This is a genomic window from Kitasatospora sp. NPDC002551, from assembly GCF_040296005.1.
GTDB lineage: Bacteria > Actinomycetota > Actinomycetes > Streptomycetales > Streptomycetaceae > Kitasatospora.
The window spans coordinates 1-15,134 of sequence record NZ_JBEOWI010000068.1; the positions used below are offsets into that span (position 1 = coordinate 1).

13 protein-coding genes and 1 pseudogene are annotated in these 15,134 nt (G+C 75.6%); 7 read left to right on the forward strand and 7 right to left on the reverse strand.

Translation table 11 applies throughout. From position 1 onward, the window contains the following. From ABT093_RS35380 to ABT093_RS35390, 3 genes are all read left to right on the forward strand, one after another. Window positions 1–586 (forward strand): HAD-IC family P-type ATPase (locus tag ABT093_RS35380; RefSeq protein WP_350571322.1); only part of this gene is annotated, 586 nt, incomplete at its 5' end. A gap of 347 nt (window positions 587–933) precedes the next feature. Beyond that, window positions 934–2,835, forward strand: coding sequence for an APC family permease (locus tag ABT093_RS35385; RefSeq protein WP_350571361.1), 1,902 nt, complete (start codon window positions 934–936; stop codon window positions 2,833–2,835). A gap of 75 nt (window positions 2,836–2,910) precedes the next feature. Then, window positions 2,911–4,266, forward strand: coding sequence for a M64 family metallopeptidase (locus ABT093_RS35390; protein ID WP_350571323.1), 1,356 nt, complete (start codon window positions 2,911–2,913; stop codon window positions 4,264–4,266). Window positions 4,267–5,068: 802 nt separating this feature from the next. Here ABT093_RS35390 and ABT093_RS35395 read toward each other — a convergent pair. Genes ABT093_RS35395 through ABT093_RS35405 form a run of 3 tightly spaced genes read right to left on the reverse strand, consistent with a single transcriptional unit; the run spans window position 5,069 to window position 7,899 of the window. Then, window positions 5,069–5,917 carry a GNAT family N-acetyltransferase gene (locus tag ABT093_RS35395; protein WP_350571325.1) on the reverse strand — a complete coding sequence of 283 codons (849 nt, stop codon included), beginning with the start codon at window positions 5,915–5,917 and terminating at the stop codon, window positions 5,069–5,071. Window positions 5,918–5,926: 9 nt separating this feature from the next. Continuing rightward, window positions 5,927–6,775, reverse strand: a complete 849-nt coding sequence (locus ABT093_RS35400; protein WP_350571327.1) for a helix-turn-helix domain-containing protein — start codon at window positions 6,773–6,775, stop codon at window positions 5,927–5,929. Between the two features lie 20 nt (window positions 6,776–6,795). After that, window positions 6,796–7,899, reverse strand: a complete 1,104-nt coding sequence (locus ABT093_RS35405) for an ABC transporter substrate-binding protein (RefSeq protein ID WP_350571328.1) — start codon at window positions 7,897–7,899, stop codon at window positions 6,796–6,798. A gap of 278 nt (window positions 7,900–8,177) precedes the next feature. Between ABT093_RS35405 and ABT093_RS35410 the strand changes: the two genes are divergently transcribed. The 3 genes and pseudogenes from ABT093_RS35410 to ABT093_RS35420 all read left to right on the forward strand — a co-directional run bounded on the left by ABT093_RS35410 (window position 8,178) and on the right by ABT093_RS35420 (window position 10,192). Continuing rightward, window positions 8,178–9,209, forward strand: coding sequence for an MBL fold metallo-hydrolase (locus tag ABT093_RS35410; RefSeq protein WP_350571330.1), 1,032 nt, complete (start codon window positions 8,178–8,180; stop codon window positions 9,207–9,209). A gap of 238 nt (window positions 9,210–9,447) precedes the next feature. Beyond that, window positions 9,448–9,783, forward strand: a pseudogene (locus tag ABT093_RS35415) (SgcJ/EcaC family oxidoreductase); the annotation flags it as partial. Then, on the forward strand, window positions 9,776–10,192 hold the full coding sequence (locus ABT093_RS35420) for a cupin domain-containing protein (RefSeq protein ID WP_350571332.1): 417 nt from the start codon (window positions 9,776–9,778) through the stop codon (window positions 10,190–10,192). The pseudogene ABT093_RS35415 and the gene ABT093_RS35420, both read left to right, overlap by 8 nt. 43 nt (window positions 10,193–10,235) lie before the next feature. On the opposite strand, the gene ABT093_RS35425 is transcribed toward ABT093_RS35420, so the two are convergent. Together ABT093_RS35425 and ABT093_RS35430 are read right to left on the reverse strand one after the other, a co-directional pair. Next, complete coding sequence (locus tag ABT093_RS35425; RefSeq protein ID WP_350571333.1) at window positions 10,236–10,952, reverse strand: transglycosylase family protein; 717 nt, start codon at window positions 10,950–10,952, stop codon at window positions 10,236–10,238. 355 nt (window positions 10,953–11,307) lie between these two features. Beyond that, entirely contained in the window at window positions 11,308–11,742 is a 435-nt protein-coding gene (locus ABT093_RS35430; RefSeq protein ID WP_350571334.1) for a DUF5997 family protein, read from the reverse strand. Window positions 11,743–11,809: 67 nt separating this feature from the next. Between ABT093_RS35430 and ABT093_RS35435 the strand changes: the two genes are divergently transcribed. Continuing rightward, the gene (locus ABT093_RS35435; protein ID WP_350571363.1) at window positions 11,810–12,595 is read left to right on the forward strand and encodes a LysR family substrate-binding domain-containing protein; all 786 of its coding nucleotides are present in this window, start codon (window positions 11,810–11,812) and stop codon (window positions 12,593–12,595) included. 596 nt (window positions 12,596–13,191) lie between these two features. Here ABT093_RS35435 and ABT093_RS35440 read toward each other — a convergent pair. Then, entirely contained in the window at window positions 13,192–13,965 is a 774-nt protein-coding gene (locus tag ABT093_RS35440; RefSeq protein ID WP_350571335.1) for a TIGR03943 family putative permease subunit, read from the reverse strand. Beyond that, window positions 13,962–14,987, reverse strand: a complete 1,026-nt coding sequence (locus ABT093_RS35445; RefSeq protein WP_350571336.1) for a permease — start codon at window positions 14,985–14,987, stop codon at window positions 13,962–13,964. Before ABT093_RS35445 ends, ABT093_RS35440 begins: the two co-directional genes overlap by 4 nt. Between the last annotated feature and the right edge of the window lie 147 nt (window positions 14,988–15,134).

Here is a 15,134-nt window from a genome sequence, read left to right on the forward strand (position 1 = left end):
CGTCGCGGTCGGCTGGGACGGCGAGGCCCGGGCCGTGCTGGAGGTCGCCGACGCCGTCAAGCCCACCAGCGCCGAGGCGATCGCCGAACTGCGCGGACTCGGCCTGCGGCCGGTGCTGCTCACCGGGGACAACCGGCTGGTCGCCGAGGCCGTCGCCGCCGAGGTCGGCATCCCGGCCGAGGACGTGATCGCCGAGGTGCTGCCGCAGGACAAGGTCGCGGTCGTCCAGCGGCTGCAGGGCGAGGGCAAGGTCGTCGCGATGGTCGGCGACGGCGTCAACGACGCCGCCGCGCTCGCCCAGGCCGACCTCGGCCTCGCCATGGGCACCGGCACCGACGCCGCCATCGAGGCCGCCGACCTCACCCTCGTCCGCGGCGACCTGCGCTCGGCCGCCGACGCCATCCGGCTCTCCCGCCGGACCCTCGGCACCATCAAGAGCAACCTGTTCTGGGCCTTCGGCTACAACGTCGCCGCCCTGCCGCTGGCCGCCGCCGGACTGCTCAACCCGATGATCGCCGGAGCGGCGATGGCCTTCTCCTCGGTCTTCGTGGTCGGCAACAGCCTGCGGCTGCGCACCTTCCGCTGACCCCGCACCAGAGGCGGGGGAGCACCCGGAACCACCCGGTTCCGGGTGCTCCCGCGCGTCCGGACGCTCCCGCCACCGTCCGCACTGGCCCGATGAGGGGACACCACCGAGGCGTTCCCGCAGGTCGGCGGCCCGGTCGCATAGCCTGTCGCCCTGCCGTCGGCCTGACGCCGGACGGCTTCGGGGCCGTGGACAAGGGGTGCAGGGTGGCTTCCTCGGGTACGGACGGCGCGGACGGCTCCCACCGCTCCCACCGCTCCCATGGCTCCCACGGCCCGGGCCGTGGGACGCCGGTCCCCGGATCGGTCGGCCGCAGCGCCCCGGGCCGCGGCCGGTTCCGCGCCTGGCTGCTGGAGGGCCTCTCCGACCGGGCCAAGCAGCACCCGGGCCCGCACGCCCAGGCCCCCGCCGAACAGAGCCGCCCCTGGTGGCGGGTGATGTGCCTGACCGGCCTCGACTACTTCTCCACCCTCGGCTACCAGCCCGGCATCGCCGCCCTCGCGGCCGGCCTGCTCTCCCCGGTGGCCACCGTCGTGCTCGTCGTCGTCACCCTCTGCGGCGCCCTGCCCGTCTACCGCCGGGTGGCGAAGGAGAGCCCGCACGGCGAGGGCTCGATCGCGATGCTGGAACGCCTGCTGTCGTTCTGGCAGGGCAAGCTCTTCGTCCTCGCCCTGCTCGGCTTCGCCGCCACCGACTTCATGATCACCATCACCCTGTCCGCCGCGGACGCCACCGCCCATCTGGTCGAGAACCCCCATCTGCACGACGCCCTGACGGGCAAACAGGTGCTGATCACACTGGTGCTGATCGCCCTGCTCGGCGGCGTCTTCCTCAAGGGCTTCAGCGAGGCGATCGGACTGGCGGTCGTCCTGGTCGCGATCTACCTCTCGCTCAACGTGGTGGTCGTCGTCACCGGCTTCTACCACGTCCTGGAGTCCCCGCACGTGGTCACCGACTGGGCCGACGCCCTCACCGCCGAGCACGGCAACGTCGTCGCGATGGTCGGCGTCGCCCTGGTGACCTTCCCCAAACTGGCGCTCGGCCTGTCCGGCTTCGAGACCGGCGTCGCCGTCATGCCGCACATCGAGGGCGACCCGGACGACACCGAGGAGAAGCCGACCGGCCGGATCCGCGGCGCCCGCAAGCTGCTCACCACCGCCGCCCTGATCATGAGCGTCTTCCTGATCACCACCAGCCTGATCACCACCCTGCTGATCCCCGAGGCGGCCTTCGAGAAGGGCGGCGAGGCCAACGGCCGGGCGCTCGCCTACCTGGCCCACGAGTACCTCGGCAACACCTTCGGCAGCGTCTACGACCTCTCCACCATCGCCATCCTCTGGTTCGCCGGCGCCTCCGCGATGGCCGGCATGCTCAACCTGCTGCCGCGCTACCTGCCCCGCTACGGCATGGCCCCGCACTGGGCGAAGGCGGTGCGGCCGATGGTCATCATGCTCACCCTGATCGCCTTCCTGGTCACCTGGATCTTCGACGCCAGCGTGGACGCCCAGGGCGGCGCCTACGCCACCGGCGTCCTGGTGCTGATCAGCTCCGCCGCCATCGCCGTCACCATCGCGGCCCGCGCCGCCCGCCAGCACGGCTGGACGATCGGCTTCGCGGTCATCGCGGCCGTCTTCCTCTACACCACCGCCCTCAACATCGCCGAACGCCCGGACGGCGTGAAGATCGGCGCCTGCTTCATCGCGGCCATCATGCTCGTCTCCTTCCTCTCCCGGCTCAAGCGCGCCTTCGAACTGCGGGTCACCGACATCGTCCTCGACCAGGCCGCCGAGCGCTTCGTGCGCGACTACACCCACCGGCCGCTGCGGCTGATCGCCAACGAGCCGAAGGGCCGCGACCTCGCCGAGTACCAGGAGAAGAAGCACCAGATCCGCGCCCACAACGACATCCCCGCCGAGGACGACCTGGTCTTCGTCGAGGTGACGGTCCGTGACCCGTCGGAGTTCGAGGCGGTGCTCACCGTGCACGGCGAGGTGATGCACGACCGCTACCGGGTGCTCAGCCTGGAGAGCTCCAGCGTGCCCAACGCCCTCGCCGCGCTGCTGCTCACCGTCCGCGACCGCACCGGGCAGCAGCCGCACATCTACTTCGAGTGGACCGAGGGCAACCCGTTCGCCCAGTTCCTGCGGTTCCTCCTGTTCGGCCAGGGCGAGGTCGCTCCGGTCACCCGCGAGGTGCTGCGGGAGGCCGAACCGGACCCGGCCCGGAGGCCCCGGGTGCACGTCGGCTGAGGGGTTGTGCCGACGGGTCGTCAGGTGCCTAACATGGCGGACCCATCGGCCCCGCCCCGCAGAGGAGCAACATCCGTGCGCCATCGCAGCTTGGGTTCGATCGCCCTGGCCGGTGCCCTCGCGCTCGCCGCCCTCGGCGGCGCCCCGGCCGCCTCCGCTCTTTCCGCTGCCCCTGCCGCTGCCCCTGCCGCTGGCTCTGTCGCTACCGCTGTCGTCGCGCCGTCGACCGGTGCGCGGCACCACGTCGAGGTGTTCGGGGAGGACGGCTCGATCGGCCGGGCCGACGCGCCCGCCGCCTCCCCGTACCTGGCCGGCCGCCCCGCACTCGCACCCGCCGCCGGGGACGGCGAGGTCACGTCGCTCCTGCGCAGCGGCGAGCCGGCCGGCAAGGTCGACGTGGTCGTCATCGGGGACGGCTACACCGCCGCCGAGCAGGAGAAGTTCCGCACCGACGCCGCCGCCAAGTGGCAGGAGCTGAGCGCCGTCGAGCCCTACGCCGCCTACCGCGGGCTGTTCAACGTCTGGGCGGTCGCCACCGTCTCCGCCGAGTCCGGCATCACCGGCGACCCGGACCGCTCCACCGTCCGCAACACCGCCCTCGGCTCCTACTTCTGGTGCGAGGACATCGAGCGACTGCTCTGCGTCGACACCGACGCCGTCGGGACGTACGCGGCCAGGGCCCCGCAGGCGGACCTGGTCCTGGTCGTCGCCAACACCGCCAAGTACGGCGGCGCCGGCTACAACGTCGCCTCCCCGCTCGGCTACGACGGCATCGCCACCGTGGCGGGCGGCAACCCGCGGGCCGGGCAGATCGCCGTGCACGAGACCGGCCACTCGCTCGGCAAGCTCGCCGACGAGTACTTCTACGAGGGCGAGGACGTCTACCCGGCCGAGCTGGGCGAGCCGGACGAGTCCAACATCAGCATGTCCACCGCCGACCGGCTGGCCCGCGACCACGCCAAGTGGTACCGCTGGCTCGGCCGGACCTCGCCCGACGGGGGAGTGGTCGGCAGCTACGAGGGCGGCGGCTACTACCCGAAGGGGCTGTACCGGCCCACCGAGAACTCGATCATGCGCTCGCTGGGGCGTGCGTTCAACCTGCCCGGGCGGGAGGCGATGATCGCCGGGTTCTACCGGCACGCCGTCCCGCTCACCAGCCCCACGCCGGCCGGTACCCCGCTCACCCGCGCCGACCGGCTCACCGTGGACCTCCCGGTCGCCGGCACCGTGCTCACCTGGTCGGTGGACGGCCGCGAACTCCCGCAGCTGCGCGGCCGTACGGTGGTCAACCTGGCCACCGTCCCGCTGCCCGGCCCGCCCGGCCGCGTGCACACCCTCACCGCCACCGCCACCGACCCCACCCCCGCCGTCCTCGACCCCACCCTCCGCCCCCACCTCACCGCCACCCTCTCCTGGCCCACCACCCGCTGACCCACCCGGCAGGCGAAAGCCGACGCCTCCGACCTCTCCCACCACCGGTGCCACTCCCCCACCCTGGCCTGGCCCGCCACTGCTCCGGCACGGGAAGTCGGTGCTTCCGGCTTCCCGCGCCGGCCCGCCCACCACGGTCGTTGCCGTCACTTCCCGCCCAACGTGCTGACCTGGCATCACTCCGGCATGGGAGGTCGGCGGTCTTCGACTCCCAACGTCGGCCCGAGCATCCCCGCTCGTCTCGACGTCCATGGTCGATGGCTTCACCCTTCGTCCCTGCCGGGCTGCTGCCTGCTGGTCTGCCGGTGTGGGAAGTCGGCGGTTTCGGCGTCCTAGGCAGGCCAGGCCAATCCCGCTGGCCTCGACAGCCGCAGTCGTGGGCCTCACCCCCCGTCCTGCCTGGCTCGCCAGCGCTCCGGCCCCGGTGCCTGTGTGGGAGGCGCCGGTTGTCGGAGTGGGAAGTCGGCGGGCCCGACTTCCCATGCCCGCCGGGGTGTTGCTGTCCTTTCTGGCGGCCGTGGTTGTTGCCCCACTTGCCGTCCTCGCCGCCGGTTCCTGGCTTGCCATGTGGTGACCGGCCGCTGCATCGGCCCCGGTGCCCGGCGTGGGAGGCACAGGAAGTCGGCGGGTTCGACTTTCCGTGTCCGCCGGGGTGTTGCGGCCTGCAGTGGCGGCTTTTGGTTGTTGGCCTCGTCTCTCCCCCGTCCGGCCGTTACGTGCTGACCTGCCTCGGCGCAGGAAGTCGGTGGGGCCGACTTCCTGCGCTCGCATGGCTGCCGCTACCCGGGGCCGAACTTCCGGGTCAGGGGGCCGTGAGTGCGACTTCGTCGTACGGGGCGACGGTGGTGAAGCCGAGGCGGCGGTAGAGGGGGAGGGCGGTGGGGTGGTCGGCGCGGACGTTCAGGCCGATGTGGGCGGTGCCGCGCTGGGTGAGGAGGTGGCAGAGGTGGGCCGTGCAGGCGGCGGCGAGGCCGCGGCGGCGGGCTTCCGGGTGGGTGGTGATGTTGCCGATCACCGCCACCCGCCGTTCGGGGGAGGACACGTGCACGCCGGCCGTGGCGATCAGCCGGCCCGCGTCGTCGCGGACTCCGACGTAGGGGCCGGTGGTCAGCATCCGCTCGTCGAACCAGTTGCCCGGGTACCCGGCGGCGAAGAGGGCGAGCAGGTCCGGCAGGTCCGCCGCTCCGAGGGGGGTGACCGGGCCGGTGCCGCGCCCGAGGTGGGGCGCGAGGGCGGTGCGGTCGGTGAGCGCCATCCGCAGCATCGCCGTCCGGTGCTCGGCGCGGAAGTCCGGTGCGAGGGCGTCCAGCCCGCCGTCGGTGAGGTGGGCGAGCAGGCGGCGGGGCAGGACCGGCCGCATCGCCCGCAGCAACCCGGCCAGCTCGCCGGTGCGTTCGGGCCGGGCCAGGCCGAGCAGGGTGGGCACCTCCCCGACCGTGTACAGCAGTGCCACCGGGCCGTCCGACGAGGTGGTGTACCAGGCGGTGTGCGACCAGAACGGCTCGTCGAGGTCGCCGAGTTCGAAGAGGTGCAGCTCCGGGTCGCGGCCGAAGCGGCCGGCGAGCTCCGCCCGGTCGTGCAGGCTGGTCAGCGGGACGGAAGGGACGGAGGAGGGTGCGGAAGGGACAACGGGCGCGGAGGTCGAGGGCACCCGCCGAGCCTACGCCCGCCCGCCGGGCGGCCCCCGGCCGCCCGGGCCGCCCGGGCCGAGGAGCGCGCGCAGGCGGCCGGGTGGCAGGCCGGCGGTCCGGTGCACCACCCGGGTCAGATGCGCCTGGTCGCTGAACCCCAACTCGTGGGCCAGGAGGGCGAGCCGTGTCTCGCCCTCGGTCAGCCGCTCCAGGGCGAGGGCGACCCGCAGCCGGTTGCGGTAGCGGGCGATGCCCTCGCCGGTCGCGGCCCGGAAGATCCGGCTCAGGTGGTGCGGCGAGCAGCCGACCGACCGCCCGAGCTGGTCCAGGCCGAGTCCGAGGTCGGCCGCCAGGGCCGCCCGGGCGGCGTCCACCAGCCGCCGGCGCTCGGCGTCCCGGGCCGGCCGGCCGCTGCGGACCCGGGCCGGGGCCAAGGAGGACAGCACCTCGCCCGCCAACGCCAGGGCCTGCTCGGCGAGTTCGAAGGAGTCCGCGCCGGCGCGCGCCCGGGCGATCAGCAGCCGGTGTGCCACCGCCGTCCGGGGTGCGGTGAACACCAGCCCCGGCGGCACCTCCGGGTCGCCGCCCAGCAGTTCGGCCACCCGGGGCTCGGAGAGCACCAGCTCGGTGTAGCGGTCACCGCCGCACGGATGGGCGAACTGCTGCTCGCAGCCGACCCGTTCGACGTAGACGCAGGCCGGGTCCAGTACCTGATCGACCCCGTCGGCCCGCCCCCGGAACATCCCGCTCCGCACCAGCACCAGTCCGAACACCGGCGCCGGCCGCAGTTCCGTCCAGCCGCGCGGCGGGTCCTGGCAGGACACGTCGGCGACGTACAGGTCGTCCCCGTTCAGCAGGCTCGTGCGCTCCACCCCCATGGCCGAACCCTACCGGCCCCTCAACCGGTATGCAGCACACGGAAGTTGTCGAGGCGGTCCGGATCCCGGTCGACGACCTGAACCGGCGGCCAGGCCCACTGCCGGACGCCGATGCCCGGCACCCGGGAGAACCGGATCCGCCCCCGGGTGCCCTCCACCTCGACGTCCTCCCAGCCCGTGCCCGGGGAGCGCAGCACCTCGGCGAGCACGGCGACCGTGTCGTAGCCCTCGAAGGCGACGAAGGACGGCGCCTCGGCCAGCCGTTCCCGCAGCGCCGCCCCGACGCGCGCGCCGAGCGGTCCGAGCCGCTCGGGCAGGTAGCGCAGGAACGGGACCGCGGCGCCGTCGCCGCCCAGCAGCGTCCGCCACTCGGCGAACTCGGGCTGCCCGGCCGGGGCGCCGACCAGGAGACCGGCGAGGCGGGGATCGCGGCGCACCGCCCGGACGACCGGTACGGCCGGCTCCGGGTGGCCGACCAGCAGGAGCAGGGCCGTCGCACGACTCTCGACGAGTGCCTCGCACAGCGCGTCGGGTGCCAGGGCCCGCGCGTCCAGCTCGACGACGGTGCCGCCGCGCGGGGCCAGCCGCTCGCGCAGGATGCGGGCCCCGGACGCCCAGTAGACGCTGGGCTCGGCCGCCACGGCGATCCGGCGGTGGCCCGCGCCGAGCAGGAAGTCCGCGTAGACCCGCCAGCCGTGGGACTGCGCGGGCGCCAGGCGCGCGACCCGCTCCGTCGGCTGGTCGGTGAGGGCGTCGAGGACGGCCGAGGAGCAGAGGAACGGCAGGCCGAGGGCGTCGGCCCGGGCGGCGGCGGTGCGGGCGACGACGCTGTGGTACTCCCCGGCCAGCGCGGCGACGCCCAGGCCGGCCAGTTCGTCGACGGCCGCCGCGGCCCGCTGGGGGTCGGCCGCGGTGTCCCGCACCAGCAGGTCGAGCGGTTGTCCGGCGATTCCGCCGGCCGCGTTCACCTCGTCGACGGCGAGCCGGAGTCCGGCGAGCAGGTGCCGGCCGGCCTCGACCCAGCCGGGGCGGGTCAGCGGGACGAGGGCGCCGATCCGGACGGACGGTCCCGCGGTCGGTTCCGCGCTCGGTGCTGTGGCGGGTCGCGATGATTGCGTGCTCATGGGTCGGCGTCTCCCGGGTGGCGTAGCGGTGGCGACGGGCCCCGACCGCAGGGTGCCGAGGCCCGTGATCATGCCGGACATTGCAACCACGGCCGCCGCCGGAAGGCAAGCGATTATCGGCGGCTTGCCGGGAGGGGAGCGGATCGCGCAAGAAACGACAAGCCGCGGGGGCGGGTACGGCGGGAGGGTGGAGGTGGCCGGCGCCCCGTACGGGGGTCGGGGCGCCGGCCCGGTCCGTCGGCCCCCGTGCTGTCCAGCGTTCTGCCCGAGGAGTCCCGGTGAACGATCCGACCATTTCCGCCGCCATGCCCGCCGGCACCGCCGGCACCGCCGGCTCTTCCGCGCCCGGCCGCCGCCGGGTGCTGCGCGGGACGCTCGCCCTCGCCGGCGCGGTGGCGCTCCGGCCGCTCGCCGCCGCCGCCGCGCCCGCCGCCGGGACGCCCACCGGCGAGGTGCCGTCCGCCCCGGCCGCCGTCGCCGTGCGGCGGTTCGGCCGGTACGAGGTGCTCGCCCTGCTCGACGCGCACGGCACCTTCCCGGCGACCCGTCAGGCGGCCTTCCCCGACGCCACCGCCGCCGACTGGGAGCGCGCCCGGCGCCTGGACCCGGCGGCGTTCGGCACCGGCGACACCTGGGAACTGGACTTCCGCTGCTACGCCGTGCGCCGCCCCGGCGGCCGGGTCACCCTGGTGGACACCGGCATCGGCCCGGTCGGCAGCCCGGCCTCCGGCTGGGCGCCCGTCCCCGGCCGGCTGCCCGCGGTGCTCGCACGGGCCGGGATCGCCCCGGGGGACGTCGAGGCGGTGGTCCTGACCCACCTGCACGAGGACCACTACGGCTGGTCGGTCACCCCCGAGGGCGTGCCGGTGTTCCCGAACGCCCGCTACCTGGTGCAGCGCGCCGAGGTCGCCGCGCTCGGGCCGACCAGGACGGCGCGCACGTACGTCGTCGAACCGCTGCTCCGCGCCGGGCGGTTGTACGAGGCCGACGGCCGGACGGTGCTCTCCGGCCGGGCCCGCCCCGGCGGCGCGGTCACCCTGCTGCCGACCCCCGGGCACACGCCGGGCCACCAGTCGGTGCTGGTCGAGGGAGGCGGCGAGCGGCTGCTGGTCACCGGGGACGTGCTGGTCCACGCCGTCCAACTGGCCTCACCCGCCGTGCGCTACGCCCACGAGGCCGATCCCGCGACGGCCCGCCGCAGCCGCGAGCAGCTGCTCGACGACGCCCGCCGCACCGGCGCCGTCCTCGCCACCGCGCACCTCAACCGGCCCTTCGTGGGGCCTTGGTCGATGGCGGAACTCACCCGCTGACGTCGCCCCGGAGGCTCTCGGCGGCCCGCCGGCAGGCGGTCGTGGCGCGGGTGAGGCACCCGACCGGTTCGACGATCACCTTGCGGCGGTCCTCGGGGGCGGCGGGCGGCGGACGTAGCCGGCCCGCTCCAGCCGGTCGATCGGCCGGGCCGTCGGGCCGTCGGGCCGGTGGTGAGGCCCGTCCGGGAGCCCGGCTCGCCGGGAGCGCACAGAGGTCGGTGGCGCCGACACCGAGGCCGTCCACGCCCTGCCGACGAGCGCCTGCGAGGCCTGGGACCGGGGGGACGGAACGGCGTACGGCGCACTGTTCACGGCCGACGCGACCGACGTCACCCACGTCGGGACCGTCCACCGAGGCGGGCCGGAGATCGGCCGGGCCCACCAGGCGCTCTTCACGAGCTTCCCGTGGGACGCCCGGCTGGTCCTGGAGGTCACCGGCATCCGCTTCCCCGGCCCCGACACGGCCGTGGTGACGACGGTCGGCCTGGCGGGCCGGCCGGGGGTGTGGTCCCATCGGCGGCGAGGGTGGGCGGGGGCCCGCCGGAGCCGAGAGGGGCCGGGTTCGCATGGGTGAGCAGCCGTTCCGTACCACGGAGGCCGGGGACGCCCCGGTCGTCCTCGCACCGGACGGCGCCGTCGTCCGGCCGCTGCTGGCCCTGGACGGCCTCGGCAGCCAGGCGGTTTTCGAGCTCGCCCCCGGAGCCGTCACGCGCGCGGTGTCGCACACCACCGTGCAGGAGCTCTGGCACGTCACGGGCGGCAGCGGGCGGATCTGGCGGCGGCAGGCCGGCCGGGAGAGCGTGGACGCGCTGCGGGTGGGGACGGCGGTCTCGGTGCCGCTGGGGACGGCCTTCCAGTTCCGCGCCGACGAGGACAGCCCCGGCCCGCTGCGGATCGTCGCCGTCACCATGCCGCCCTGGCCGGAGGGCTCGACCACGGAGGCCCGCCCCGAGCGCGGTCCCTGGCAGCCCACGGTGGGCTGAGCGGTGACCGCGCCCGGGGCGGGCGGGGGCTGCACGGGGGGCGTCAGAGCGGCAGGGCCAGCTCCTGACCGGGCTGGATGAGGTCGGGGTCCTCGCCGAGCACGGCGCGGTTCCGCTCGTACAGCGCGGGCCAGCCGCCGGGGATCCGGGCCAGCTCGGCGATGCTGTCCAGGCTGTCGCCCGGGCGCACCGTCCAGATCCCGCTCCCGGTTCCGGTTTCCGTACCGGTGCCTGTTTCGGTCGTGTCGGCCGGGGGCGGGGCGGCGGCCGGGGCCCCGCCGGTGGTCTCCTCCTCCTCGTCGACGGGAGGCTGCTCCCGGTCGGTGTTCTCCCGGCCGGTCTCCTTGGCGACCGGCCGCTTGCCGACCGGCGGCCGCTCGCTGGTGCGGGCGGCGCGGGAGCCGCAGACCGGCCACGGGGTGAGCCCGCGCCGTTCGGCGAGCCGTTCGGCGACGGCGATCTGATCCTCGCGGCTGGCGAGGTCGGCGCGCGGCGCGTAGGCGAGGCCGCCGTTCTCCCGCCAGGTCGGCTGGTCGAACTGGAGGCCGCCGAAGTAGCCGTTGCCGGTGTTGACGTGCCAGTTCCCGCTGCTCTCGCAGGCGGCCACCCGGTCCCAGTCGATCACGGCCCCCCGATCGGTGCCCGCCCCACCTCCCCGACCCGGTGGCGCGGCGTGCGCCGCGGGGGCGGCGAGGACGGCGGCAGCCAGGGTGCAGACGGCGGTGGGGAGCAGGCGGCGCAGGTGCGCGGTGGGGGGCATGGGCGGCTCTCAGGTCCGGGGACAAGGGCGTGCACCGCATGGGGGCGGCGCGTTCCCACCGACGCACGCCGGGGGCGCCGTCCCGTCGCCGACACGTCGGCGGGGTCACCCGGCCGGCCCCGCGCCACCACCCGACCGGCCCCGGCCGCACTCCCGTCCCGTGGCCACCGTCGGCGCCGAGCCTCGTGCGCGCGGGCCCGAACCGCTCGACGTCCGGTTGATGTGCGGCATTCGGGTGGATTTCGGACGGGCCCCGGAAGGCCGTACGGGCCGTTCCGGACAGACGACGGCCCCCCGGCGCGGACGCCGGGGGGCCGTGGGAGAAGCGTGTGCGAACGGGCCGGAACGCCGCAGGTCAGCGGGCCTGCTGGCGCTCGGCCGCGGCGGCGGCCTGCTTGCGCCGCTTCTCCTCCTTCTCCTGCTTCTCCTTGATCCGCACGGACTCCTTGCGGACCTCCGCCTGGATCGTGCGCTCGCGCCGGAGCCACTCCGGGTTCTCCTCGCGCAGCGCCTCGATCTGCTCGGAGGTGAGCGCCTCGGTGACGCCGCCGCGGGCCAGGCCCGACGCCGAGACGCCGAGCCGCGAGGCCACCACCGAACGCGGGTGCGGGCCGTTGCGGCGCAGGTCCTGCAGCCACTGCGGCGGCTCGGTCTGCAGGGCGGTGAGCTCCTCGCGGGAGATCACGCCCGACTGGAAGTCGGCGGGGGTGGCGCCGAGGTAGACCCCGAGCTTCTTCGCCGCCGTCGCCGGCTTCATGGTCTGCGTGGTCTTCTGCTTGAGCGATGTCATGGTCACCAGGGTAAGCGAGCGGCCGACGCCCCCTGTCACGGTCGGTAGCCTTGGTCGCGTGACAGAGATGCAGGTGACACCCTCGTTCCGGCTGGCGTACGTCCCGGGAGTGACCCCCGGCAAGTGGGCGCGCGTCTGGTCGGAGCGGCTGCCGGACGTTCCGCTGGCCCTGGTCGCGGTGGAAGCCGCCGCCGGGGAGCCGGCGCTGCGGGCGGGCGACGCGGACGCGGGGCTGGTGCGGCTGCCGGTCGACCGGACCGGCCTGAGCGCCATCCCGCTGTACACCGAGACGACGGTGGTGGTGTTCCCCAAGGACCACTGGCTGGCGGCGGCCGAGGAGGTCACCGTCGAGGACCTCGCCGAGGACGTGGTCTTCCACCCGCTCGACGACACGCTCGAGTGGGAGCAGCTGCCCGGCCGGCCCGCCATCGAGCGCCCGGCGACCACGGCGGACGCGATCGAGCTGGTCGCGGCCGGCGTCGGCGTGCTGCTCGTCCCGCAGTCGCTGGCGCGCCTGCACCACCGGCGGGACCTCACCTACCGGCCGATGACGGACGCCCCGCAGTCCCGGATCGCGCTGTCCTGGCTGGAGGAGCGGACCACCGACCTGGTGGAGGAGTTCATCGGCATCGTCCGCGGCCGGACGGTCAACAGCTCCCGGGGCCGGGGCCAGACCGCCGCCCCGGCCCCCGCGAAGCAGCCCGGCGGCTCCGCGAAGGCCGGCACCGCGAAGGCCGCGGGCAAGGCCGGTGGCCGCCCGGCCCCGAGCCGCAGCACCGGAGGCGCTCGCTCCCGCGGCGGCTCCGGCTCCTCGCCGACCCCTCGCCGAGGCCGCCCCAAGCGCCGAGGCTGACCCTCCGCCCTGGCCCGCCGCCCGTCGGCGGCTCGGCGCGGGCGGGTCCTGCCATGGTCTGGCGCCGCCGGTGGAGGTCCGGCTGCGGTGCCGGGCTTCTTGACGTCGACATGGACCGATTCGCCCGGTGCGGCGCCTTCGCAGCGCCGCACCGGGCGTTCGGGTGCGGTCGGCGGGAGCCGGGAACGCCCGATGGCCCGCTGCGGCGGCCGGCGGTCCTCGACCGCGAGCCCGGTCCGGTCCGGCGGCGCGTCACGGCGCGGGACGAGGCTGCGCGCCTGGCGGCTCGCCGGTGTGTGGCATTCCGTGTGGTGGCCACGGAGGAGCACGCCGCTGCGCCGTTGCCGGTGGGCCCGCCGCAGATCGTGATCGGCAGGCGGTGGCCGGAGCTGAAGCTGGTCGCAAGGGGCCGGGCGCGGGCCGGCGGACGGGTGGTCCGGCCTGCTGGTTCAGGGCGGTCCGGGCGAGGTCGTGCCGGTGGGGGGAGGCGTGCCCGACGCAGGTCGCGGGCGCCTCTGCGGTGGGCCGCGCAGGTGGGTGTTGGTGATCGAGGGTCGCAGCCGGGGCGACCTCCCGGCCCAGGGTCAGGCGCGCGCTCAGGCGGGTGGGGGCGGGGTGTCGCGGTAGGGGGTGCGGGGGTGGGGTGCGGGGTGGCGGGCGGTCGCGTCGAGGCGGGGCGGGGTGGTGGCGGGGGCGGCCGGAGTGGGGTGCCAGACGCCGGTCAGCTCGACCCAGCTGTCGGTGGCCGGGGTGGGGCCGTCGGCGTGCACGAGGACCCGCAGGCGGCGGGCGTCGGCGGCGCAGCAGTGGGCGACCAGGCGGTTCAGGTACCACTCGCCGGGCGCGGTGCCGGGGGTGACGAAGCCGGTGAGCCGGACCGGGTGGCCGGCCAGGGTGTGCCGCGGGTCGCGGCTGCGGGCGATGAACTCGCCCAGCGACAGTGGCAGCGGTGTGGGCAGGTCGGCGAGCGGCGACGTCGGGTAGGCACCGGGGTCGACGGCGGCGTCGGTGTCCGCGCGGGAGGCGGTGAACGAGCCGAGCGCGGGCGGGGTCAGGCAGAGCAGCAGTACCGCCGGTAGGGCGAGCAGCCACGCCACCCCGGGGCCGTGCCCGTGCGCATGCCCGTGGTCGTGCCCGTGGCCGTGGTCGCGGTGCCCGCCGCCGTGCGGCGCGAGTCGCGTCGCCGCGCCCGCGACGCCCAGGCCGAGCAGGATCACCCCGGAGGCGACCAGCGGGAGCCGCAGTTCCTCCTTGACGTACCGCAGGTACACGTCGCTGCCCACGGTGATCCGCAGCAGCGCGGTCCCCAGCAGGACGAGCAGCAGCGGCGGCGCGAGCCTCCGCAGGCGGGTGAGGGCGGCGGCGGTCACAGCAGGATCCCTCCGGTCAGGACGCCGGCGAGGACGGCGACCACGAAGGTCGCACTGGAGAACCGGGCGGCGAAGGCGCGGCCGAAGGAGCCGGACTGAAGGGCGATCAGCTTGAGGTCGACCATCGGGCCGACCACCAGGAACACCAGCCGGGCGGTGGGGGAGAAGCCGGTGAGCGAGGCGGCGACGAAGGCGTCCGCCTCCGAGCAGACGGCCAGGACGACGGCGAGCACCGCGAGTGCCGGGACGCCGAGCCAGGGCGAGTCGGAGAAGGCGCGCAGCAGGGACGGCGGGACGAGCACGTTGAAGGTGGCGGCGGCGGCCGCGCCGAGGACGAGGAAGCCGCCCGCGTGCAGGAAGTCGTGCTGGAGGCCGCGCCGGAACTCGTCCAGCGGGTGGCGTCCGGCGCCGTGCTCGGCCGGGCCCGGGGGAAGGCGCAGCCAGTCGGGGCGGCCGAAGGCGATCCAGAGCCAGCCCATCGCGAGCGCGGTGCCGAGCGAGGCGGCGAGCCGGGCGAGCACCATCTCCGGGGCGTCGGGGAAGGCGATCGCGGTGGACACCAGCACGACCGGGTTGACGGCGGGTGCGGCGAGCAGGAAGGCGAGCGCGGCGGCCGGGGCGACGCCGCGCCGCATGAGGCTGCCGGCGACCGGGACGGACGCGCACTCGCAGCCGGGCAGCACGGCGCCCGCGACCCCGGCCACCGGGACCGCCAGGGCGGGGTTGCGCGGCAGCAGCCGGGCGAAGGCCCGGGCCGGGACGAACGCGCCGATGGCCGCCGAGACGACCGTGCCCAGCAGCAGGAACGGCAGCCCCTGCACCACCACGGCCACCAGGAGCGTGCGCCAGGCGCGCAGTCCGCCGGTGTCCCAGGTCCGGGCCAGCACCGGCGCGGCGGCCGCCGCGAGCAGCAGCAGCGCTCCGGTGCGCAGGCTGCGCGGGCCCGTGCGCCGGTGGCGCGGCGCGGTCAACGCCGGTGGCGCCGGGGGCTGTCGGACGCTGCCGAGACTCGTCTCCACCACGGTGACCGCTCCTCAGCTCGCCGGCCGCCCGCCGCGGGGTACGGGCGGACGGCAGGTCCTGTCTGCTCACCGTCAGTCGGTGAGCCCGGAGGCAGAGTAGCGTTGATAATCACTTTCATCTAGGGCCTTCGCCCGCTTCCCGGGGAC